The organism is Flavobacterium sp. W22_SRS_FK3, assembly GCF_052113665.1.
GTDB lineage: Bacteria > Bacteroidota > Bacteroidia > Flavobacteriales > Flavobacteriaceae > Flavobacterium.
In genome coordinates, this window is sequence record NZ_JBGQOF010000021.1 from 1 (window position 1) to 23,193 (window position 23,193).

The 23,193-nt window shown below is 33.1% G+C and carries 16 protein-coding genes; 2 read left to right on the forward strand and 14 right to left on the reverse strand.

Annotated features, from left to right (window positions below; genetic code table 11):
* Positions 1–550: 550 nt before the first annotated feature.
* From ACEN2I_RS16825 to truA, 13 genes are all read right to left on the reverse strand, one after another.
* Complete coding sequence (locus tag ACEN2I_RS16825; RefSeq protein WP_441767269.1) at positions 551–1,387, reverse strand: NmrA family NAD(P)-binding protein; 837 nt, start codon at positions 1,385–1,387, stop codon at positions 551–553.
* Between the two features lie 71 nt (positions 1,388–1,458).
* Positions 1,459–2,337, reverse strand: a complete 879-nt coding sequence (locus ACEN2I_RS16830) for a helix-turn-helix domain-containing protein (RefSeq protein ID WP_441767270.1) — start codon at positions 2,335–2,337, stop codon at positions 1,459–1,461.
* 165 nt (positions 2,338–2,502) lie between these two features.
* Entirely contained in the window at positions 2,503–3,102 is a 600-nt protein-coding gene (locus ACEN2I_RS16835; protein WP_441767271.1) for a nitroreductase family protein, read from the reverse strand.
* Between the two features lie 858 nt (positions 3,103–3,960).
* A complete protein-coding gene (locus ACEN2I_RS16840; RefSeq protein ID WP_441767272.1) occupies positions 3,961–4,458 on the reverse strand; it encodes a TPM domain-containing protein in 498 nt (165 codons plus the stop codon).
* Between the two features lie 381 nt (positions 4,459–4,839).
* Positions 4,840–6,228 (reverse strand): dihydrolipoyl dehydrogenase, encoded by a 1,389-nt coding sequence (gene lpdA / locus ACEN2I_RS16845; RefSeq protein ID WP_441767273.1) that lies wholly within the window; start codon positions 6,226–6,228, stop codon positions 4,840–4,842.
* Between the two features lie 338 nt (positions 6,229–6,566).
* Positions 6,567–7,151: an NUMOD4 domain-containing protein gene (locus tag ACEN2I_RS16850; RefSeq protein ID WP_441767274.1), complete on the reverse strand. Its 585-nt coding sequence runs from the start codon at positions 7,149–7,151 to the stop codon at positions 6,567–6,569.
* A gap of 215 nt (positions 7,152–7,366) precedes the next feature.
* A complete protein-coding gene (locus tag ACEN2I_RS16855; protein WP_441767275.1) occupies positions 7,367–8,131 on the reverse strand; it encodes a LytR/AlgR family response regulator transcription factor in 765 nt (254 codons plus the stop codon).
* Between the two features lie 177 nt (positions 8,132–8,308).
* On the reverse strand, positions 8,309–9,628 hold the full coding sequence (locus ACEN2I_RS16860; protein ID WP_441767276.1) for a RagB/SusD family nutrient uptake outer membrane protein: 1,320 nt from the start codon (positions 9,626–9,628) through the stop codon (positions 8,309–8,311).
* A 13-nt stretch (positions 9,629–9,641) separates the two neighbouring features.
* A complete protein-coding gene (locus tag ACEN2I_RS16865; protein ID WP_441767277.1) occupies positions 9,642–12,980 on the reverse strand; it encodes a SusC/RagA family TonB-linked outer membrane protein in 3,339 nt (1,112 codons plus the stop codon).
* A gap of 22 nt (positions 12,981–13,002) precedes the next feature.
* Positions 13,003–15,597 carry a zinc-dependent metalloprotease gene (locus tag ACEN2I_RS16870; RefSeq protein ID WP_441767278.1) on the reverse strand — a complete coding sequence of 865 codons (2,595 nt, stop codon included), beginning with the start codon at positions 15,595–15,597 and terminating at the stop codon, positions 13,003–13,005.
* A gap of 85 nt (positions 15,598–15,682) precedes the next feature.
* Positions 15,683–17,164, reverse strand: coding sequence for a sensor histidine kinase (locus ACEN2I_RS16875; RefSeq protein ID WP_441767279.1), 1,482 nt, complete (start codon positions 17,162–17,164; stop codon positions 15,683–15,685).
* A gap of 120 nt (positions 17,165–17,284) precedes the next feature.
* Positions 17,285–19,039: an ABC transporter ATP-binding protein gene (locus ACEN2I_RS16880; protein ID WP_441767280.1), complete on the reverse strand. Its 1,755-nt coding sequence runs from the start codon at positions 19,037–19,039 to the stop codon at positions 17,285–17,287.
* A 96-nt stretch (positions 19,040–19,135) separates the two neighbouring features.
* On the reverse strand, positions 19,136–19,882 hold the full coding sequence (truA, locus tag ACEN2I_RS16885; RefSeq protein ID WP_441767281.1) for a tRNA pseudouridine(38-40) synthase TruA: 747 nt from the start codon (positions 19,880–19,882) through the stop codon (positions 19,136–19,138).
* Between the two features lie 188 nt (positions 19,883–20,070).
* Here truA and ACEN2I_RS16890 point away from each other — a divergent pair, with 188 nt between their 5' ends.
* Entirely contained in the window at positions 20,071–20,568 is a 498-nt protein-coding gene (locus ACEN2I_RS16890; protein ID WP_441767282.1) for a metallophosphoesterase family protein, read from the forward strand.
* A gap of 105 nt (positions 20,569–20,673) precedes the next feature.
* Here the strand turns inward: ACEN2I_RS16890 and ACEN2I_RS16895 are convergent, their stop codons facing one another.
* Positions 20,674–22,362: a tetratricopeptide repeat-containing sensor histidine kinase gene (locus ACEN2I_RS16895; RefSeq protein WP_441767283.1), complete on the reverse strand. Its 1,689-nt coding sequence runs from the start codon at positions 22,360–22,362 to the stop codon at positions 20,674–20,676.
* Between the two features lie 451 nt (positions 22,363–22,813).
* Between ACEN2I_RS16895 and ACEN2I_RS16900 the strand changes: the two genes are divergently transcribed.
* A complete protein-coding gene (locus ACEN2I_RS16900) occupies positions 22,814–22,966 on the forward strand; it encodes a hypothetical protein (protein ID WP_441767284.1) in 153 nt (50 codons plus the stop codon).
* Positions 22,967–23,193 lie beyond the last annotated feature (227 nt).

Sequence of the window (23,193 nt, forward strand, 5' to 3'; positions counted from 1 at the left end):
TCAATTTCAATCTTAGTTTCTTTGATGGTTTTAAAAAATAACTTTATGGCATTAACTATCTGATTCTGATAAGAAGCAAGGTAATGGAAAAGAGAGAGCAACTATTTGAAATCGGTCTCTGTTTTCTATTGTGTCAGGTAGATGCCATATGCTTAAGGTTTAACTCCATTTGATACCTTCAAATTGTCTGATCTGTTCAATTAATTGTTGTGTATTTTTTGAAAATAGACAGTGATTCGCATTTCTTTTTATGATGGATTAATTGAGAAGACCAATTCATTTTTTTTGATTTTTAAGAATAATGAATATAAGAAAATTCTGTTTCAAATATTTATTTCAAGAAGATATTTAGAAAAATAGTACGGCCTAATTGTGTAAAAATTCCGATGAAAAACGATTGTTGTATGAGGGATGGAAGCGGTATCCTTTTGTGGAGAGCAACGGAACAAAAGATTTAGCGTACAGCCCGACCCGCTTTTTCTGCGGGACATGCCATAAAAAAATCCGACTCACCTTTGCAAATCGGATTGGTATAGAAGAATATGTTTTTTTATTGGTTAGTCGTATTCCAGATTCCGGTTTGGGCAGTTTCCTTGACGTAGTCGGTAAAATCTTTTGCTTTTCGGCCTAATACCTTTTCAATATCGCTGGTAATACTTGAATTTCGCCCATCTAAAACTTCCGAAAAAAGATAGTTTACCAGCCAAATTTCATTTTCGGGCACCTGGTATTTTCGAAGCATGTTACTATATTCTTCTAAAGAAAGAGCTTGAAAATTGATTTCCCTGCCGGTAATTTTTGCTATTTCGGCAATAGCCTGTTCAAAGTTGAGTAATCTCGGGCCAGTAAGTTCGTATGTTTTTTCGTTATGTTTTTCATGCAAAAGTGCTTCGGTTACCACAGCGGCAATATCATCAGCATCTGTAAAAGGTTCTGGAGTCTGCGCTCCTGGCAAAGCAACATGACCAGCTAAAATAGGTTCTAAAAAGATGCTTTCGCTAAAGTTCTGATTGAACCAGCTGGCTCTGACAATCGTCCAGTTTTTGGCTGTAGCTTTTACAATTTCTTCGCAAACCTGAGCTTCCTTTTCACCTCTTCCCGAAAGAAGCACCAGTTTTTGAACCCCATTTTGAGTCGCCAGAGTTGCAAATTTCTGAATTGTTTCAGATGCATAAGGAACGGCAAGATCGGGTTGAAAGGTGATGTAAACCGTATCAATACCTTCAATAATATCAGGCCAGGTTTCCGGGTTTTCCCATTGAAAAGCAGGAATTCCACTTCTTGAACCTATGTAAACATCTGCGTTGCTTACTTTTTTTAATAATTGTTTTACCCTGCGGCCTGTTTTTCCGTTTCCGCCAAGGACTAAAATTTTCTGATTTCCCATAATACATGATTTTTGATTAATGATACTGCAAAGATGCAAGAGTCATAACCAAATCATTTGTCGGAAAAGAATTAAGATTTGTTTGAAAAGAATTGTTTTTTTATTTCGTTGGGTCTGGATCCAAATTTTTTCTGAAAAGCATTCGAAAACGAGCTCAGACTTTCATAACCCACTTCCCAGGCAGCTTCCTGAACGGTTTTCTCTCTTTGAGAAAGTAATTCATAAGCTTTGTTTAATCGTTCTTCGTGAATGTATTTGTAAACTGGAACCCCAAATAACTCTTTGAAATTCTTTTTTAATTTGGTGCTGTTAAGACCAATAAGTTTTGATAACTCGTTGATAGTTGGAGGTTTTGAATACTGATCGCTCACGATATCTTTTGCCTTAAAAAGTTTCTCTTTGTCCTTTTCGCAAAATTCAGTTTTTTTATCATTAGACAAAAGGGCAAAATAATGGGACAGTAATTCATTAACCTGACTTTTTAAAAACAACAGTCTTGCATTGCCGGAATAAGTAGTGTTGAAAATTTTTTGAACTGCCAGCTGCATATCCAAAGTCATAAAAAAAGATGGCCCTTTTACAAAATGCTCTTTAGGATCTAATAGCTCAGGCAATTGTTTTTCGAAAATTTCTTTTTCGACTTGCGATAAAGTATGTAGGTTTTTAAGTTTCGTAAAGACACTAATCGATTGCAACGGTTTATTGGGCGCAATTTTATGGGCAAATTCTACTTTCTGATTGCCAAAAAAAGAAATCGCCAAACCTGTTGTATTCGTTAAATATTTTGTCTGATTATTGTGTTTGATCTCTAATGCTACATTGCCGGAACCATAAAAGGCAAAACCAACACAATCGCCATCTATTTCACATTTTTGAACAAATGTTTTTTCGGCATTGGAATGCTCGATAAGTACAATAAAATTGTTTAATTCTATGATGTCAGTTGTCATGTAGTGATTGGTTTTTTGCTATTTAAGGTGTTGTAAAGTAAATATATAAAATAAAATCAATCATATTCTAGTGTCACCCTTAGCGGAGTCGAAGGCTTCTAAGCGGAAAGGACTACAACTAATTTTATCCTGAGCGAAGCCGAATGAACTTAGCCCGACATCCTTTTAAATACTTTCAATCACACTTTCCTGAAGTCTTCTGGATTTTGGCGTAACCTCAATTCGGTTAAAATCATCTTCAGAACCGTAACCTACCGCCATGGCAAATAAAGGTTTGTAGGCTGACATATCAAGAATTGTTTTGTATTTATCAGATTCAATACCTTCCATAGCAGTCGAATCCAGGCCTAATGCAATGCTTGCCGTTAACCCAACTCCCAGTGCAATATACACTTGTTGCGACAGCCATATTTTTAAATCGGCTTCAGGCTTACTTGCTTTAATCTGATTGTACCAATTTCTTCTGGCTTCTGGTAATTCGGTATCTACAATTTCCTGAAAAGCATCCAGATCATCTGCAACACTAAATACAACCAATAGTTGAGCCTGATTTATTTTGTCGGTATTGTGCATCGAAACGGAAGCTAATTTTGCTTTGATTTCAGAATTCTGTATAAATGTGAATTTCCACGGCTGAATATTTATTGAAGAAGGAGTGAGGTATAATATTTCTTTCAAGGCTTCAATTTTTTCCTGAGGAATAGGCTTTTCAGCGTTGTATTTTTTTGCCGAGTATCTCTTTTTCATTAATTCTAAAATATTCATAGTGCTGCTTTTTAAACGTTTTGTCACATTAATTATTAGCCGCAAAGTTAATCTGATTACTTGAATATTTTAATAATTTTAGTTTGTTTCGGTGTATTAAAAAAGAATATTATCCTTTAGAACCCAGCTTATTTTTATTTTCTGTCTGTGGTTTTTCCAATGGCATTTAGCTGTCCTTTGCGTGTAGTAATCAGTTTTTGTAAACTATTCTCAATGATAATGAGTCCACGAATATAAAAACAAATTTACTATTTAAAATCAAGAAGTTAAGGATCGAAAAGACAAAATTAAGCGCTAATTCAGACAATTTGTTAATAGGAGTGACATTTGTCTTAATAAGCAGCAGAAGTATTCATTTTACCACAGCTTCTGTCCTGCTGTCCGCTATATCTTTTGTGTCGAACCCCGCCACAAAAGGATGCCGCTCCCATCAGGGCTGGAGTAGAGGTCTGTTTTTTATAAGTGCTATAAATTTAATGAATGCCTTTCCAAACGTTCCTTTAAAGTAGCTGTAAAGATAATTTGACGATTTTTATTACTTTCAAAAATAAAATCCCTGATGATTTGGTTTTTTTTAAATTTCCTCATTATTGAACTCTTTTATATTACAAAAATCAATCGAAAAATTGAGGTTCTTTTTAAATCTGGTGCCGAATGAGGGATAGCAGCGGTATCTCCCGATTTAGAAAAACAAAGCTTTTTAGCCGTAGTTTTTGTTAATTGGGAATTTAGCGAATAGCCCGACCCGCTTTTTTGCGGGTCATGCCATAAAAATTCGACTTGCTTTCATAAATCGGATTCTTAATTTGAAAAGCGTCTAGTAATTTTAGAGGATATAGAGATCTTCAGCTTGTATCTTTATTCTAAATTTTTAAATATTTGCAATACACCTTGTTGTAACCCTTTATTATAATCATCTTTTTTTAATTCGGGTATTATAAAAGTAGCAACAATATTTTCCATTTCTATTTCTTTACCTGTAGTCTTATTAAGCAATTTATTATAGGCTTGTACCTGAATCTGTCTCATTTTTTTGCTTATGATAATTAAAATTGAGGCATTAATCTTTAAATTATCAACTAAATATTTATCTAAATCTGATGCATATTCTGAAAGATCAGTGTAAGGTTCTATCGCAGGAGTCGTTATAATCAAAATTTTTAGATTTGACTTTGTTTCACCCGATTTTAAAATTCTCTTTAGATCTTCAATTTGCTTTTGAGTCAGTATTTTTTCGAAGTCATTTACATAATCGTATGATTTTGCAAAAATATTTTGTGTTTCAGTTTTTGTTTGAGCATAAAAACTATTCAGTAAAACAAAAGAAAGTAAAATAATGAAAAAAGTTTTTTTCATGAGTAGATTTGGTTTTGGGAAATGCAAAATTAGTACTTTATTATGAAACTTTACTTTGGAATCTTATACTAAAATGTTACGAATAGGTATGTTTTATAAATTAAATTTTTTTTAAGATAAATGGAATGTCTTTTTAATCAGCTGAATTCCTCGAGGCCTTGCCCCCGGGGTTATAGAGGAAAGTTTGAAAACCTAAGGTTTTCATAAAACTAAAAAAATTACTTTCTTCCGATTGATACCTAAATGGCTCTGCCTTGGGGTAAACCATCATTATCAACAATTCTTGGGTGTGCTTTGCCGATAGATGTTAATAAAAAAATCCGATTTGCTTTCACAAATCGGATTCTTAATTGAAATTATATATAACCGTAAAATGTTTTATTACAAGTGAATTACTTCGCCGTAAGCATCAGCTACAGCTTCCATAACAGCCTCGCTCATAGTTGGGTGAGGGTGAATCGATTTTAGGATTTCATGACCTGTAGTTTCCAGTTTACGCGCTACAACTGCTTCAGCAATCATATCGGTAACTCCGGCACCAATCATATGACATCCCAACCATTCTCCGTATTTGGCATCAAATATTACTTTTACAAATCCGTCAGGGGTTCCGGCAGCTTTTGCTTTTCCTGAAGCTGAGAACGGGAATTTACCAATTTTTAATTCATATCCTTTTTCCTTAGCTTGTTTTTCAGTTAAACCAACAGAAGCAATTTCTGGAGTTGCGTATGTACAACCCGGAACGTTTCCGTAATCGATTGGGTCTACGTGTAATCCTTTAATTTTTTCCACACAGTTAATTCCTTCAGCAGAAGCTACGTGCGCCAAAGCTTGTCCAGGAGTAACGTCTCCAATGGCGTAGTAACCTGGAATATTAGTTGCATTGTAAGCGTTTACCAGGATTTTATCTCTATCAACAGCGATACCAACTTCTTCTAAACCGATGTTTTCGATGTTTGTTTTGATTCCAACTGCAGAAAGCACGATGTCAGCCTCCAGAATTTCTTCTCCTTTTGCCGTTTTCACGGTAGCTTTTACGCCTGCTCCTGAAGTGTCTAACTTTTCTACAGAAGAATTAGTCATTACTTTGATACCCGCTTTTTTCAAAGATTTTTCAAATTGTTTTGAGATATCTTCGTCCTCTACCGGTACCACATTTGGCATATATTCTACAATAGTAACATCTGTTCCCATAGAGTTGTAAAAATGTGCAAATTCTACACCAATTGCTCCTGAACCTACGATGATCATAGATTTTGGCTGTGTTGGTAATGTCATTGCCTGACGGTAACCAATTACTTTTACACCATCCTGAGGAAGGTTTGGAAGTTCGCGTGAACGGGCTCCTGTAGCAATGATAATATGGTCAGCACTATATTCGGTAACTTTATTGTCTTTGTCTGTAACATCCAGTTTTTTTCCCGGTTTTAGTTTCCCGAAACCTTCAATAACGTCAATTTTGTTTTTTTTCATCAGGAAAGTAACTCCTTTGCTCATTCCTTCTGCAACACTACGGCTGCGCTGTACAACTGCAGAGAAATCTTTGTCAAATTCAGAAACTGTTAATCCGTAATCAGAAGCGTGTTTTAGATAATCAAAAACCTGAGCAGATTTCAGCAATGCTTTTGTTGGGATACATCCCCAGTTTAAACACACACCGCCTAAATTTTCTTTTTCAACTACAGCTACTTTAAAGCCTAATTGTGATGCTCTGATTGCTGTTACATATCCTCCGGGACCACTTCCTAAAACAATAACGTCGTATTTCATTTTTTTGGTTTTTAGTTTTAAATACCGAAAATGAGGTTTATAATTTCGAAACTCACTTTCCGATTTTTCTTTGTTATTTGTGATTGCGAATTTAAGGATTTATTTTAAAAAATGATTTAAAATTTATTTTTACCGTTTCAGATTTTGGCCTTTTCACAGAAATAGCGGGAATTGTTAATTGTAAATTGTGAATTATGAATTGTAAATTGATATTTTGAAGATAAATCTGAAAAACAGGTATGTTTCCAAAATAAACAAAGTCCAGGAACTTTAAGGTTCTTAGACTTATTAGGTTAAATATCATTAATAATTAATAATTAACCATTCACAATTCATAATTAAATTTTTACGTGCCCCCAGTTTTCTCCGCTGGCAATTCGTCTGATCTGCATTTCGCTTACGCCAAATTGTTTTGCAATCATCTTTAATCGTGTTTTTTGCTCAGGACGTGCTAATATTTTTTTGATCAGCATTACTTTTGTAGTGGTTAATTTTCTGCCGTCTGATTTTATATTGTGTTCAATCAGGTTCTTTTTTGCCTGGATAACGTGCGGACTTTTACGGCTGTGTGCAATCATTTCGGCTCTCGTGGCCCAACGCAGGTTTTTAACGTCGTCGTTATTTCGGATATAATCTAAATGAAGTACGTAAGTTTGTTCTTCAGATTGTTTTGGTATAAAATATTGTGCAACTAATTTGTAAAGAAAGAGATATTTATTGATGATTTTATCATCCTTTTTGACCTTGAATCTAAAGGTAGGATATCCATCGCTGAGCCCTCCTTTTAAAAGACGCCCGTTTTGTATATCATCTGTAAAACTAACTAATCTTCCTTTGTTTGAAATCGCATATCGAAATTGTAATGATTCATTAACTTCTATTTCTTTAAACTCCTCATTTGGATAAAATCTAATCTGTGGCATATTCTTTTGCATTGAATTTTAGGAACTCAAAGATAAATAATTCAAAAAAAATAATGCTATAATGCTGGTTATGAACTATTAATTTTATGATTCTTATAACGCTATTTTAACTTTTAAACTGTTTTTTGAACGGCTTAAAAATATAAACTTGTAAAAAAAAAAGATTTTGTGTTTTTTGGAGAATTTTAATTTTTTAAAAAAAACAGAGTTGTGATTTATTGGTCAAGCCAGTTTTTAAAATTATTTATTTCTTTTTTGCTGATAATTATAGGGTCATTTTCGACTGCCGGAACCGTAAGAATCAATTCAATTTTTTGGTTGTTGTGTTTAACAACTTCTTTTATAATATTTCGGTTTACGATATATTTTCGATTTATTTTAAAGAAAATGAAGGGATCTAGATTATTGATGATTTCAGTAAGAGTGCTATTGTATAAATAGCTGTTCCCGGATTTTGCATAGATAAATAAATGTTTTCCTGATGCCGCAAAATAAGTGATTTCTGATTCGTTAATAGAAATAAGCTTATATCCGTGGTTTACGAGAAAATGACGCTGTATTTTGTTTGTTTCCGGATTTTCTAATGCCACTAAAGATTGTAGAGTAACATCACTATTAAAACTGTCTTTTATTTTTTTGAATTTGGTGATGGCTTCTAATAACTCCTGTTCTTCAAAAGGTTTCAAAAGATAATCAATGGTAAAATGTTTGAAAACAGAGATAGCATAAGAATCGTATGCGGTAATGAATATGATTGGGCAGGAGACTGCTGCCTTCTCAAAAATTTCAAGGCTTTTTCCATCCCCAATATGAATGTCCATAAAGGCTAAATCGATTTGGTTCCCAGAAAAAAAAGATACCGCTTCTTTTACCGACTTCAAAACTGTGATTTCTGTTATTGCTAAAATATTTTGCTGTTCTAAAATTGATTTCAGATAACTGGAAGCAAGATATTCATCTTCAATAATGGCAATTTTCATTCTTTTTTGGACGTAAGGTTACAAAAGCTCCAAACAAGTGAAGCTGCTATTTAATTTGCAAATATATCAGATAAGGTTAATAATTAGTTAAAGAAGAAAAATTTTTATTGATTATAAATTAGAAACAAAAAAGGCCCAGTTACAAAACTGGACCCTTTTAAAAAAAAACAATAGGTATTATAGATTGGGATTGTTTAATCTCGCGTTTGCCGGGTAAATAATGGTATATCGCGGATCATTTTGCATTAATGTAAAATCTTCTCCATTGAAAGTGTGAACGATTTGTTTTTGTGAGGTTCTTCTTAAATCAAACCAACGCTGTCCTTCAACAGCAAACTCACGACGTCTTTCTTCTAAGATGAAATTTGTTAAATCAGCTGTATTCATTCCATTAACATCAATTTCAAGCTGCGTGTAAGCAGCTGCTGTGTATCTGTTTTTGATGAAACTTAAAACGGTTGTTTTAGCATCAGAAATATTATTAAGTTGTAATGAAGTTTCTGCTTTTGTCAAATACAATTCAGAAGTTCTGAAAGAACATTTTTGATCATCATTACCTCCTTTTTGAATTCTGTAACGGCTTCCACTTGCTAAAAAGTAAAGTGGGAAACGCAAATCGGTAGTTTTACTGTAAGCCGCAATTAAATCTGGTGAAGCGTATGAAGTTCCTTTAAGACCGTTAATGTAGCCATCTTCCAATGCAAGGATAGATTCTTTAGAATCGTATTTAGTTGCAAAAACCGAAGTAGCTTTTAAATCAACTAAATTATTATTGATTGCTAACGCATTGTTTGCAGCATCCAAAGATTTTTGCCATTGCTGTTGGTACAAATAAATACGGCTTTCTAAACTGTATAAAGCAGCTTTAGAGAAACGGTAATTTTTACCTGCTGTCTGCGTATTTAGGTTTATTAATTTCTTAGCTTCCTGTGTATCAGATATAATTTGGTTATAAATGACTTCAACACTTTGAGGAACAAAAGCTTGTTCTAAATCAATTTCCAACGCCAAAGGAACTCCTTTGTCTGAGGCAGCAGTTGCAGCATTGTAAGGTTTCCCGAAAAGATTAACCAAATCAAAATAAGCCATTGCTCTTAAGGCATATGCTTCTCCAATTAGTTGGTTTCTTTCTTCTGATACAGCTAGTTTTGGAGTTGCTTCATTAATTATCACATTCGTATAAAAAATTGCACTATACAGATCCTGGTACTGAAACGTAGTTGTAATACGATCCGGATTAGTATCTTTCCAGATATAAATGTCTTTATAAACATTAATTTCATCAGCAAATTCATTCATTGTCAACTCATCTGTACGAAGTGCTGTCAGTGATTTGTGTTCAGGGTATGTAATGTAGCCCTGTGTTAAAACGGCGCGGTATTGTTCAAGAGTCTCTGGCATAACACGTCCAACAGGAGTAATGTCCAGATAATCATCACAGCTTGTTACAGCAATTGCGGTAACAAAAAGTACTATATATTTTGAGAATTTTTTCATCTTTAATTTTTTTTTAGAAAGTTACATTACATCCTAAAGTGAATGATTTAGGAACTGGTTGTGCATAAATGCTTCCGAAAGTTTCCGGGTCAAAGTAACCTTTGTAATCGGAACTGATTACAAATAAGTTTCTTGCTTCAACATTGAATCTGATGCTTTGAATGTTTATATAATCCGTCAATGCTTTAGGGAATGTATACCCTAAACGCATACTGCTTAATCTCATATAGCTCATTTCGCTAACCCATGTATCTAAATAATTGTAAGTTGGGATTTGGTTTGATCCGGAATACCATAAATATGACATATATGAATCTCCCGTACCAGAATCCTGACTTGTAATTCCAGGTAAATTAGATGATGTGTTTGTTGGAGACCACGCATTTAAGATATCTCTACTGTAGTTTTGACCTCTGTCTACCTGTGTTCCATTATATGGAGGTGTTCTGGTAACAGTTTGCTTGATATTAAAAGAAGCAGCAATTGTAAGATCGAAATTGCTTACTTTAAAAGTATTTGTAATACCACCTGTAAATTTAGGATCTTTATCTCCCAGGTACGTAAACAAATCTCTGAATTGATCTGGATTTAAAGTTGATTGAGTTAATAACCCAGGGAAAAAATCAGCATAAGGATCATACAAACCAAAGAAAGTTTGTGTATTTACGGTTTCGCCTTTTTTATTCACAAATAACGGATATCCGTTTTCATCAATTCCGTTTGTTTTAAATCCAAATACAGCATTTACTGGATGCCCCTCCTGGTTTGGTAAAGAACTATTATCTCTTACCTGTAAACGGTCTATATTACTCTTGTTGTGGGATAAGTTAATACTTGTATTCCATTTAAAGTTTTGACGGTCAATATTCCTGGTAGATAAAGTAATTTCGAAACCTTTATTGCTTACTTGTGCCCAGTTCATGTTTGTGTACTCAAAACCATTTTCTAAAGGAAGCGCTTTTAAACCAAGTAAGTCTGTACTTTTTCTTCCGTAAAAATCAGTTACAATGTTGATGCGGTTATTAAAAAGACCTATGTCTGCACCAAGGTTAATGTTTTGAGTTTTCTCCCAACGCAATTTATCGTTTGGAGGGCTTGTAACAACAATTGTTGGTTCTGTTTGACCAGGAAGAATGGTACCTGTGCTATTTGATCCTACTACATATGGAGAAGTATTTTTGTCAATATTACCTTGTAAACCATAAGAAGCACGAAGTCTTAGGTTGGAAAGCGTTAAATTCTCTTTTAAGAAATCTTCTTCAGAAACTGTCCAGGAAGCAGATGTTGACCAAAGTGGTAAATATTTGTATTTAGGATCTACACCAAATAAATCTGAACCGTCGTATCTAACACTTCCAAAGAAGCTGTATTTTTTGTCGTATGTATAAGAAGCTGTAGCGAAGAATGATGCAAAAGCATTTTCGTTTTCAGTCTTAGTATACGTTTTATAAGTTGATTCAGTCGCATCCCCAGGATTTGGGAAAACAATCTGCTGTGTAGTTAAATTGTTTTTATCATAACCAAAACCTTTTGTTGAAACTAAAGTATTGTAATTTCTTCTTAACTCATTACCAGCCATGGCTTCAATTTCATGTTTTTCACCAAAAATCTTTTTGTAGTTAACCATCGTCTTTAGGTTGTACTGGAAGAAATCTGTATTTGAGTTTTGAATGACGCCACCTTCAGGAAGGAAATATTTGTAAGATCCGTTACTAAAATAGCGTGATTTTTCTTTTTGATTTCTGGTATAGTAAGTCTCTTTATCAGCGAATTTTTCACTAGAGCTATTATCCAATTGTAAACCTAACTGAGAAGTTACTTTTAAATCTCTTGTGATTTTGTACTCAGCATCCAATAAAGCTTTTACAGCTCTGGTTTTTAAATCATAAGAAGTGTTGTTTCTTTCTTCTAAGAAATTAAAAGGAACCAGACGTTCTGAGAAACCTGTAATATCCTGATCGTATTTATAACTTCCATCAGCATTGTATGGTGTTAAATATGGATTTACATTTCTGGAGTAGTTTGCAGGGTTGGTAAATGCACCAGTATCTGTTAAATAAGATGTAGTTTTATTTTCAGAACCAAAGATTCCAACACCTACTTTAAACTTGTCTGTAATTTCAAAGTTATTTTTTAACGTTAAGTTGTAACGTTTGAAACCAGTTCCAACAGTAGTTCCTTTCTCATCATAGTATCCTAAAGAGAAATAGTAGTCAGATTTTTCTCCACCACCAGATAAACTTAAACCATGCTGTGTATTTACTGCAGTTTGGTATAATAAATTGCCCCAGTCTGCATTATTATTTCTTAAATCGTTAATCGATTGCTGCGTTGCAGGATTCAAAGAAGAGAACCCACCAGTTCTGAATGCATCTAATTCATTAGAACCGTTTAAGATACGGGCAATATCTCCTCCTGTGTCTCTGTAAGTTAAATCGGCACGGCTTGCCATGTTAAGTTCTAAATCAACTTTTTCTGAAGAATTCATCAAATTTAGTTTAGAAAAATCAGGTCTTTGTGTGATAAAAGTGTTGGTATTAAAACTTACCACCATTTTACCTGCTTTACCTTTTTTTGTTGTCACAATAATAACACCATTAGCAGCACGGGCTCCATAAATAGCGGTTGCAGCAGCATCTTTTAAAATCGTAATGTCTTTAATGTCGTCAGGGTTCAGACCAGCAATAGAGTAGTTGTTTAATACGTCAATATTGTCTTTGTCGTAGTTTTGAGGAACTTCATTCCCTTCTAATGGTAACCCATCAAGTACCCACAAAGGATCTTGCGTACCATTAAGAGAAGCCGTACCCCTGATTCTGATTTTTGCAAGTGCTCCAGGTGCTCCAGATGGAGTACTAACAGCAACCCCTGCAATTTGTCCAACTAATAATTGGTCAATACTGGAAACCCCTGTCTGCTGGATCGCAGCCATATCAATTTTGGTAACAGCGGCAGTAAGTTTTCTTTTCTCAATTTTTTGGTAACCTGTTACCACAACCTCCTGAAGCTTTGCAGTTTCAGATTTTAAGTTGATAGTATAGTCTTTCTGTGCAGAAAGTTCTAAAGTATATGAAACATATCCCATAAAAGTTACTCTCAGGGAAGTTACATTTTTTGCTATTTTTAATTGAAATTTACCATCAAAATCGGTAGTAGTTCCAATAGTTGAACTCTGGATAATTCCCGCCATTGACGTTTTATTTGAAATCGAATTGTTTTCGACAAAAATAGAAGCTCCCGGGATAGGAGATTTATCACTTTCGTCCTGAATGATTCCCGTAATAGTTCGGGTTTCCTGCGAGTATCCTGCGATGGCCAGGAACAGCAGTAGGGCATGTAAAATTTTTTTCATGTTTTTGGATTTGGGTTATGTATTAAAAGGTTGTATTATTCAGGGCTTTGTCGATTCGTTGTATTAAATCGCGGTAATGGTTTTGGGTCGATTGATCTCCGGTACTTCTTTTTGTTCTTAATAACTGAAGTACTTTGCTTAGTTCTCCTTTTTTATCTGATGTTACTTCTGTTACTCTTTTTAATGCTGATTGATTGATATTTCTAACCATATGAGCATCATCCAAATAACTGCATAAGTGTGGCATGTTTAAAGTCTGCTGAATTTCGATGGTTTTTTTAACATCTGTTTTTTCAAATAATTTATTTGTCGAAACAATCAAAACATCAACATAATTTTTCTGTGTCATTCTTTCAAGAATAGTCAAAGATTTATTTTGGATGGTTCCTGCAAATACGTTCTGATGTATTTTTTTAAACAACTCATTTACGGTAAAAACGGCCTCTTTGGTTTTGTTTCTTTGATATAGTTCATTTTCTGTCATTCGAAGCAAACGGTCATCACTGAACAAATTATACATAACGTCGTATTGCAATTCTCTTGCAAGTGTGTACGGAGTATATTCGTAAGGTCCAATAGGTGAGTCTTTCAGCGGATTTGTTTTTTCTAAGATGTCATTAAAAAACAGCCATTGTGGAATCGTAATCAAATTTTTAACCAAGTAATCAGTCGCCCTTTTTTGCATTGTTGCCGGAACCGGAACATAACTTTGTTTGTTGTCTCCATGAACCGTTGTATTAAGATAAATACCACCAATATTGTTCATAACGTGGCTATTGTAAATTTGCCATTGCCCAATTGTTCCAATATATAGTTTACCTGTCTCATAATAGGATTCATTTTTATCGTATGTCCAGTTTAGGATATTGTCTACAACACGTTTTAGATTTTTTAAGCCGTATTCACTTGCTTTAACCGCATCATTTCCTAAATCTTCAGACTGAGAACGAGGATCAATTATACTTCCTTGTTGTTCTCCATAAAAATAAATCGGGTCATTTTGGTGCTTTGTGATTAAAGCATTCAAGTTTACAGTTTCGTTTTCGTTTGGGCCAAACCATCTATAGCCCCATTCAATAGCATATTTATCATATTCTCCAATTTTTGGAGTAATTACGGTAACACCATCTTCTGGCTGGGCCACATAATTATAACGGGCATAATCCATGATTGATGGAGCTGTTCCTCCCATTTTTGCCGTGAATTCTTTAGAACGTAAAGATTCAACATCATAAGCAAACGAAGATCCCATATTGTGTTTTAAACCAAATGTGTGTCCTACTTCATGAGACGAAACAAAACGAATTGCTTCTCCCATATGTTCGTCGCTAAAGGTATTTCCTCTCGCTTTTGGATCAATTGGTCCGGTCTGAATGCGCATCCAGCTTTGAAGGGAGGTCATTACATTGTGCCACCAGATAATGTCAGCTTCGATAATTTCACCACTCCTAGGGTCAACAACAGATGGTCCCATGGCATTCGATTTTTGCGAAGCAGCATACGTAATGACAGAATAACGTACGTCATCAACATCAAAATCTAAATCTCTCTCAGTTGGTTCTTTTGCAATAATCGCATTTTTAAAGCCTGCTTTTTCAAAAGCCACCTGCCAATCGTGAACACCGTCAATGATATATTTTCTCCATTGTTTTGGGGTCGATGGATCAATATAATACACGATTGGCTTTTTCGGCTCTACTAATTCGCCTTTCAAATATCGTTCTTCATCATCTTTCTTTGGCTCTAAACGCCAGCGGGTAATCAATTCTTTTTCAAGCATTGCCTGCTGTGCATCGGCAAAATACCAATGCTTTTCGGTAAAGAAACCAATTCGCTTGTCAGAAAAACGAGGTTTCATTGGAGTTTCGTCCAATAAAATAATATTACTTGTCACACCAAGCGTTACCGATAATGCCGGTCCGCCTTCGCTGATAGAAGTTGTCAGCTGTGATTTTACTACAATATTTTTAGGAAAAGATTTTAAACCTTCTATATAAGAAAGCTCCGATTTTACAGATCCGCCAAGACCAATGTTGCTCAAAACATCATTGAAGCTTTTTTGTTTTCCGTCAAAAATCTTATTTACTTTAATTACAACAGCGCTCGAATCGTTGTTTTTGGTTTCAATATCAAAAACCTCTATAATTGATTCAGAGAAATTATCAATGACAGATGCCGTAATCGCATCTTCTTTTGGTGAAGAAACTTTTGGTAAATATGATTTTACCCAGACTTTCTTTGCAATTGTATCTTTATAAAAGGATATTATTTTATTTTCATAATTCATTCCTTTGTTAAGTCCGGTATCATTAACCTGAAAAGGAACCTGAGATAATTTGTTTACAACCAGAAATTCTCTTTTAAATAAACTATCCTGAATTTCGAAATAAATATCGGTTTTAACCTGAATGATATTAAATAAACCTTTTTTAAGAGTGCCTTTTTTTATAAGGTCATTGTATGATTTTCCTTTTTTAGAGGCTGTAGAATCTTTTACGATTTCTGTTTCTGCCTCTTTTTTCTTTTTCTTTTGCGAAAAAACGACAACAGGAATTAATAAAACTAAAATTAGTATGCAGTATAATTTTACATTATGCAGAAATGCCTTTTCCCTCATTTTAAAGTTAAGTTAAAGTTAATTTTTGCCGAAACTATTCGTTTATAGTTCAAAAAAAAAACAAAAGGGAGTGAATGGCTTTTTTTTAGGAGTGAATGGATATTAAAGGTAAAATACAAACGAAATTGCCGTCTTTTTCTGAGGTTTCAAAATTGGTTCTGGAATAAAAAGTATAAATGCTGGAAAGGTATTTTAAACCAAAATTGGTGCTGGTTTCACTATGATTTTTTTTCTGAAGCGTATTGCTAATAATCACTTGGTTCTTCTGAATAAGAATTTTTATAGTCAACGGATTTTCCCTTGTTGCCATATTGTGCTTAATAGCATTTTCAACCACAATCTGAAAAGCGAGGTACGGAATCAATTTTCCCAATGCTTCTTCGTCTTCAATTTTTATGGAAAAGAAGAATTCTTCCTTAAAACGTGTCTGCTGTAAAAAGATATATTTTTCTATAAATAGTAATTCATCTTTCAATGGAACTATATTGTTTTGTGGTGGATCGATCAAATAGCGGTAAATGCGAGATAAATTCAAAGTGAATTTTTGAGCCGTTTTTACATCGCTGCCCACTAACATATAAAGTGAGTTGAGCGAATTAAACAAAAAGTGCGGATTAATCTGCTCCTTTAACTGCTGCAGCTGAATTAATGCTTTTTCCTTTACCACTTTTTCATTTTCGACAAGCAGCCTGTTTTTTTCTTTAATTGCAATTCCTTTTTCTTTGTATGCACGTCTGTTTGCATACGAGAATAAATAGAAAATCAAGAGAAGCATTATGGTCGTGATTGAATATATCCAGGTAGAATATTTTTTAATATATGCGACATTTTCGTTAATAATATTTTTTGGAAAATTAACGCATACAAACCAATGTAAATTTTTAAGGTCTAGTTTTTTTGTAAACCTGATAACATCAAGTTTTAAATACTCAGACATGGCAACTCTTTTTACATAATTTTGTTTTTTGCTGTAAACAGTATCAAGAGAGCGGATAGAAGAAATTTGGAAAATATTTTTGCCTATAAAAGTTGAATCAGGATGGTATATGCATCTCCCATTTTTATCAAAAATAAAAGCGTAGTTATTAGATGTTTTATCAGCAATAGACAAATAATCGCGTATTTTTTTTAGGCTGATATCGTAACCGCAACGAACAGTTGCATGATTTTTAGAAATTAGTTTAAAGTAAACCCGCCAGATCCATTCCTTTCCAAACGGCATAATTGTACTTACATAGTCTTCATTTTTGTGTTGAAAAACAAAATTTTCAGTATTATTAAATTCTGCCCGAATAGCAGTAGAATCAGTTCCAAACTGAATTTTTTCATCGTTAATCTGAAACCAGTTATTTACGACCAAAGAATTGGTTGTCTGTGCCGAGGATAAAACCTTTAAATTAGAAGACAAATTCTCCGGATTGCTAATTTTCAGAACCTGCTTTATTCGGTTTTCCTGTTCCAGCAGTTTTGAAAACTCCTGCGACAAGAATTCCTGTCTCTTGATAAAATCATGCTCTGCCAGAATCTCATTTTCTTTTTCAGTACGGTCAGTAATTAAGTTACTCAAAATGTAAACAGACGAAACAGTAACTAAAATTGTGAATGCGACGTAAATTAAAAATGCACGCCTGGATGTTATTTTTTTTAATTTAAATTTCAAAAGAAGTATATATAAATAGGAGTGTTTTTAATTAGCCACAGAAAATTGAGAATCATATAGGTTTTTATAATACCCATCAGTTTTCATTAATAATTCCTGATGTGTGCCTTGCTCTACAATAAGCCCTTTATCCATCACCACAATTTTATCTGCATTTACAATTGTTGCCAATCGATGGGCAATTACAATAGAAGTTCTTCCTTTAGTAATCGTTTCGGTGGCACGCTGAATTAATTCTTCGGAATAAGTATCAATTGATGAGGTAGCTTCATCTAAAATCAAAATACTCGGATTACTCACGTACGAACGTAAAAAAGCAATCAACTGTCGTTGCCCCGAAGAAAGCATTACGCCGCGCTCTTTTACATCAAAATCGTAATTATCAGGCAAACTCATGATAAAATCGTGAACCCCAATTTTTTTAGCAGCATTCAGAACCTGTTCACGTGTAATTTCGGGATTGTGTAAAGTGATGTTGTTGTAAATAGTATCAGCAAACAAAAAAACATCCTGTAAAACTACTGCAATTTGTTTTCTCAAAGAAGCCAAAGTATAATTCTCGATATTGTGTCCGTCTATAAAAATGGTACCGCTGTTAATTTCGTAAAAACGATTCAGTAAGTTGATAATGGTGGATTTTCCTGCTCCTGTTGATCCCACAATAGCAACAGTTTGACCTGAAGTTACTGACAAGTTAATGCCTTTTATAACTTCTTCTTCCGGAATGTAGCTAAAACGAACGTCCTTAAATTCAATGCTTCCTTGAAAAATGGGTGCTTCAAGAGTTCCTGTATCCTGAATATGATCCTGAGTATCGATAATGTCGAAAACACGATTAGCAGCAATCATTCCTAATTGCATCTCATTAAATTTATCCGCAATCTGTCTTAGCGGGTTAAACAGCATCGCGATGAACATAGTGTAAGAAAATAAATCTCCAAAAGTAGTAAATGGATCACCGTTTAAAATTTTAAATCCGCCATAAACAACCACTACACCTAAAGTAATAGAAGAAATAATATCGGCAATAGGAAAAAATATCGAGTTGTATAAAATCGTTTTTATCCAGGCAATACGGTGTTTGTCATTTATTTCTCTAAATTTTTCAGCCTCGATTTTTTCACGGTTAAAAAGCTGAACGATTTTCATTCCGGTAACGCGCTCCTGCACAAACGAATTCATATTAGCAATCTGCGTACGAACTTCCTCAAAAGCAACCTGCATTTTACGCTGAAAAATTCGGGTAATGTAAACCAGAATAGGCATGGCCACAACCACAATCCAGGTCAGTTTCCAATTCATGTAAAACATAAAAATAAGTACAACAAGCATTTTCATCAAATCACTTATAATCATAAATAATCCCTGACTGAAAATACGAGCGATCGATTCGATATCCGAAACAGATCTGGTAACCAATTGTCCAACCGGAACCAAATCAAAATACTTCATCCTAAAACTTAAAATGTGCCTGAAAAGTTTATTCCTAATGTCTTTTACAATATCCTGCCCGAGCCAGTTCGCCCAAAATACAAAGTAAAACTGAGAAAAGACTTCCATCAAAAGAACAATTCCCATCAAAACAATATATAGTAGCAAACCGCTTTTATCATGTGTTTTGATATAGCCATCAACAGTTTGTTTCAATAAATAAGGACGAAGTGCCGCAAAAATTGATAGCGAAACTGCAAAAAGAATAACGCCGTAATAACGCCATTTATAGGGTTTTGTATATTTTAAAATTCGTTTGAATAATCCGGTATCAAATGCTTTTGCTTTCATTTATTTTTTAAGAGCTATTTACTTCTTCAGTTCGCTATTGCTTGTGTCCTGCTTTTCGTTTCAGTCTTTTTTGTTTGTAAAAGATTTACATTGCAATCAGTGCTGTTTTATAATGTAATCGTAATCAATTTCGGTTAAATATAAACCATGTGCCGGAACTGAAAACCCTGCTTTTTCTCTGCTTTTACTGGCAATAATGTTTTCAAAATCGGTTAGTGTAATTTTATGTAAGCCAATGTTTACCAAAGTCCCTACAATAGAACGAACCATATTTCTTAAAAAGCGGTTAGCCGAAATGGTAAACATAAGTTTGTTGTTTTCTTTTTTCCAATACGCAGCAAAAATCGTGCAATCAAATGTATTGACATCCGTATGTACTTTCGAAAAACATTGAAAATCGGTATGATTGAGCAAAATTTCAGCAGCCTCATTCATCAAAGCTACGTCTAATTTTTGATTAAAATACCAGCTCAATCCTTCCAAAAATGGATTTTTAACCGTATTGATGTGGTATTCATATGTTCTTTTGGTAGCGTCAAATCGGCAATGTGCCTCATTGTGAACCATAATGATATCAAAAACGGCAATATCCTTGGGTAAATAGGAGTTGAGCTTGTGAATTAAATTCGGAACATCAATTGTATTTTCAAAATCAAAATGCCCATACATTTCCTGTGCATGTACTCCGGTGTCAGTTCTTCCGGCACCCATAATATTTATCGAAGAATTTAATAAAACCGAAAATGCTTTGTTCAAAGTTTCCTGAACAGACGATGCATTTGGCTGAAATTGCCAGCCATGATACTGTGTCCCGTTGTAAGCAAATTGAATAAAATATCTCAAGGTAAAGGTTCAAAGGTTCAGATTGGCAAAGGTACAAAGGTTTTTTTGAAGTTGCTAAGATTCTAAGTTGCTAAGGCTCGGTTTTTTTTAATGATAATACTGTAATGATATATCGGAGTTTGTCTTTGATAAGATATTTACAAAAAAAACTTACCAACTTAGTATCTTAGCAGTTCAGAATCTTACTTATGAAAAAAATCCTTCTTCTTTCCGATACACACAGTCATATTGATGATACTATTTTAAAATATGTAGCACAGGCCGATGAGGTCTGGCACGCCGGAGATATTGGTGATTTACATGTTACAGATACCATAAAAAATATAAAACCGCTTCGCTGTGTGTATGGTAATATTGATGACGCTCAGGCCCGATTAGAGTTTCCGTTACATAACCGGTTTCTTTGTGAAGAAGTCGCAGTTTGGATTACGCATATAGGCGGATATCCCGGAAAATATAATCCTGCTGTCAGGGAAGAAATGCAAAAGAATCCACCAAAATTATTCATTTGTGGACATTCGCATATTTTAAAAGTGATGTTTGATAAGAAAAATAACCTTTTGCATATGAATCCGGGAGCAGCAGGTAAAAGCGGTTTTCATCAGGTAAGAACGATGTTGCGCTTTGTAATCGAAAAAGACAAAATAAAAAATTTAGAAATCATCGAAATCGAAAAAAGAGTATAAAACTCTTTAGTGATTAGCTATTGCCTGATTTTGATAGATTTTTATCTAAAACAATAAAGGTTTTAATTATTTAGTGAATACAAACTAATCACTTTTTACTAACTGCTAATCACCCAGAGGAACCGTTACTTTAATACAAGTTCCCTCGTTTATTTTTGATTTTATATTAAAATGACCATTCAGGTTGTTTATTCTGGTTTTTATCTGATTTAGTCCAAATCCTTCAACAAAATTGAAATCGTTAACATCAAAACCTTTTCCGTTATCAGTAATTTCAATAATGAGTTCATTATTTCTTTCTGATAATAAAATCTCAGCCCTTTTAGCTTCACTATGTTTTATAATATTATTCAAAAGTTCTGAAATGATAAAATAGAGTCTTCTTTCAAATGTCTCAGCGTATCTTTTTTTACTTGAAATAGTATTCAGATATTCAAAATGTAAATTAGAATTCGAATATTTTTCACATAAGTCATCAAGAGCATACAACAATCCGAAACGAACTAATAGAGTAGGCAGAAGATCATGCGAAAGATCTCTAATTTTGTCATGTGTTTCGTCCAGAATAAATTTTGTTTTGATGATTTCATCAGGAACGGTGCTATGCTGGGATAAAAACACATTCAAATGCATTCCTGCTGATGAAAGTGAGGCACTTATGGTGTCATGCAAAAATAAGGCAACTTTTTTTCGTTCGCTTTCTTGTCCGTCAATACTGGCATTAATTATATTTTGGTGTATTTTATTCTGAATATTTTTAATTCTGTTTTTTTGTTTCAGTTTTGTATTTTGATAAAAAAAGTAAAAAAGAATTATAATAATGACGAATAAAAGAATTATAATGCTAAAAATCTTTTTGTTTCGATAATGTTCTTCCAGTAATAATTTTTGCTTGTTTTTGTATTCAGCTTCTATTTTATCGACCTCTCTTTTAAATTCGTCCAATTCAAGGTTAACACCAATCAATTTTGTTTTTTTTTCTTTTGCTAAATCGTTGATTTCATTAGTAAGGCGATTAAAGTCTAATATATTTTCATACGCTTTTTTATAGTTTTTATTTTTAAATAAAAAAGCAGCATATTTTTTATGTGTTATGGATAAATCAAATTTCTCATAACTTTCATTGCCTAATTGAATTGCCTTCAAAAAGTAATAATCTGCTTTTAGAGTATTATTTATGTGATCATTATATACGCCATTTAACATATTTAATGCAACTTCTGTTGATTCATCACCGTATTGTTTAAATTGATTTAGATATTTTAAAGATTGTAAACCCTTTTTGAAATTACTAATTTCAAAATAAGCCCAGGTAATACTAAGTTTTCTAACAAATATTACTGATGTATCAGAGGAAAGATTACTATATTCTAAGGACTTTTCATAATGAGCTATTCCTTTTTTATATAGTTTTTTTTCAAAAAAATAAATATTTGCTAAATTATTGTGAATATTACTTTTGAAAATGTTATTATCTGTTTTATTAATATAATATAAAGCTTTCTGGTAAAAAGTAAATGCTTTGTCAAGCATAAATAATTCATCAAAATTAGCTCCTATCAAATTATAACTGCGTGCTATACAATTAGCATCGTTAATTTCAATCGCATTCTTTAAAGCAGTTCTTGATTGTGTTAAAGACTTTTCGTAATTTTTAAGTTTAAATTTTTCTGTAGCATCAGTTAGTAATTTCTCAATTTCATTTTTTGAAAGGGACTTATTTTGAGAATAAAAATTAGAGCTAAAACAAATAAGTAGTATAACAATCAATGTAATGTTTCTAATTTTATGCATTTATGATAGCTTTATGTATTTATATTTTTTATAGATTTTTGTTTCAAATATAATAATTAAATTTATTCTTATTAAAAAGAGTTTTTATTGTAGTAACGATTTGATTTTTAATTTTTTACTATCTACAGGATAATATAAAGACGTATTTTCGGAATATTTAAGTAATTAAGGTTAAAGAAAAAAAAGATGTCTACTTTGGGCTAGTTTTAATAGTCTACGTTATTTGTTTAAATGTTTTTCTGTTAATTTTTTTTCTTGTTTTTTGTATTTTTACTTTTTGAATGAAAATATTTTAGTAAAAGTTGTTTATAGTAATAAAAAATACATTATTATTGTGTGACAGTTTTTTTTCAAATTAGACATTCTAACTGTTATTAATAAAAAGGCATATCTCTTAAGTGTGTCTGCTAATGATTAAAATAATATTAATGAATTTTAAACCATAAAAACTATGTCAAAAAGATTTTTAGAAACAGAAGGAGTACAAGATTTAGCAGTAATCGAACAAACAAATTTCTTTTTCGCGGATGAAAAGGAAGAAAAAGAGCAAGATGAGATGGAAGATAAACCAGATATTGATAAAGGAGGGAAGGTAGGTGTATAATATTACTGCTCCTCTAAATTATTTAATCAAAGCGATAAAAAACAATATAAACCAACAAAAACCATAAAATTATCTTAGAAAAATTTTTGAAGTAAAGGACTATAAGAATTGACTGGAAAAGAGCAAATATACATTCAAGGTGGGGTAGATGCAGATCCAGAAGAAGAGATAGAAAAGGTTGAAAAACAGAATTTTAATAAGTGAAATGAGGCTTATTTAACGATAAT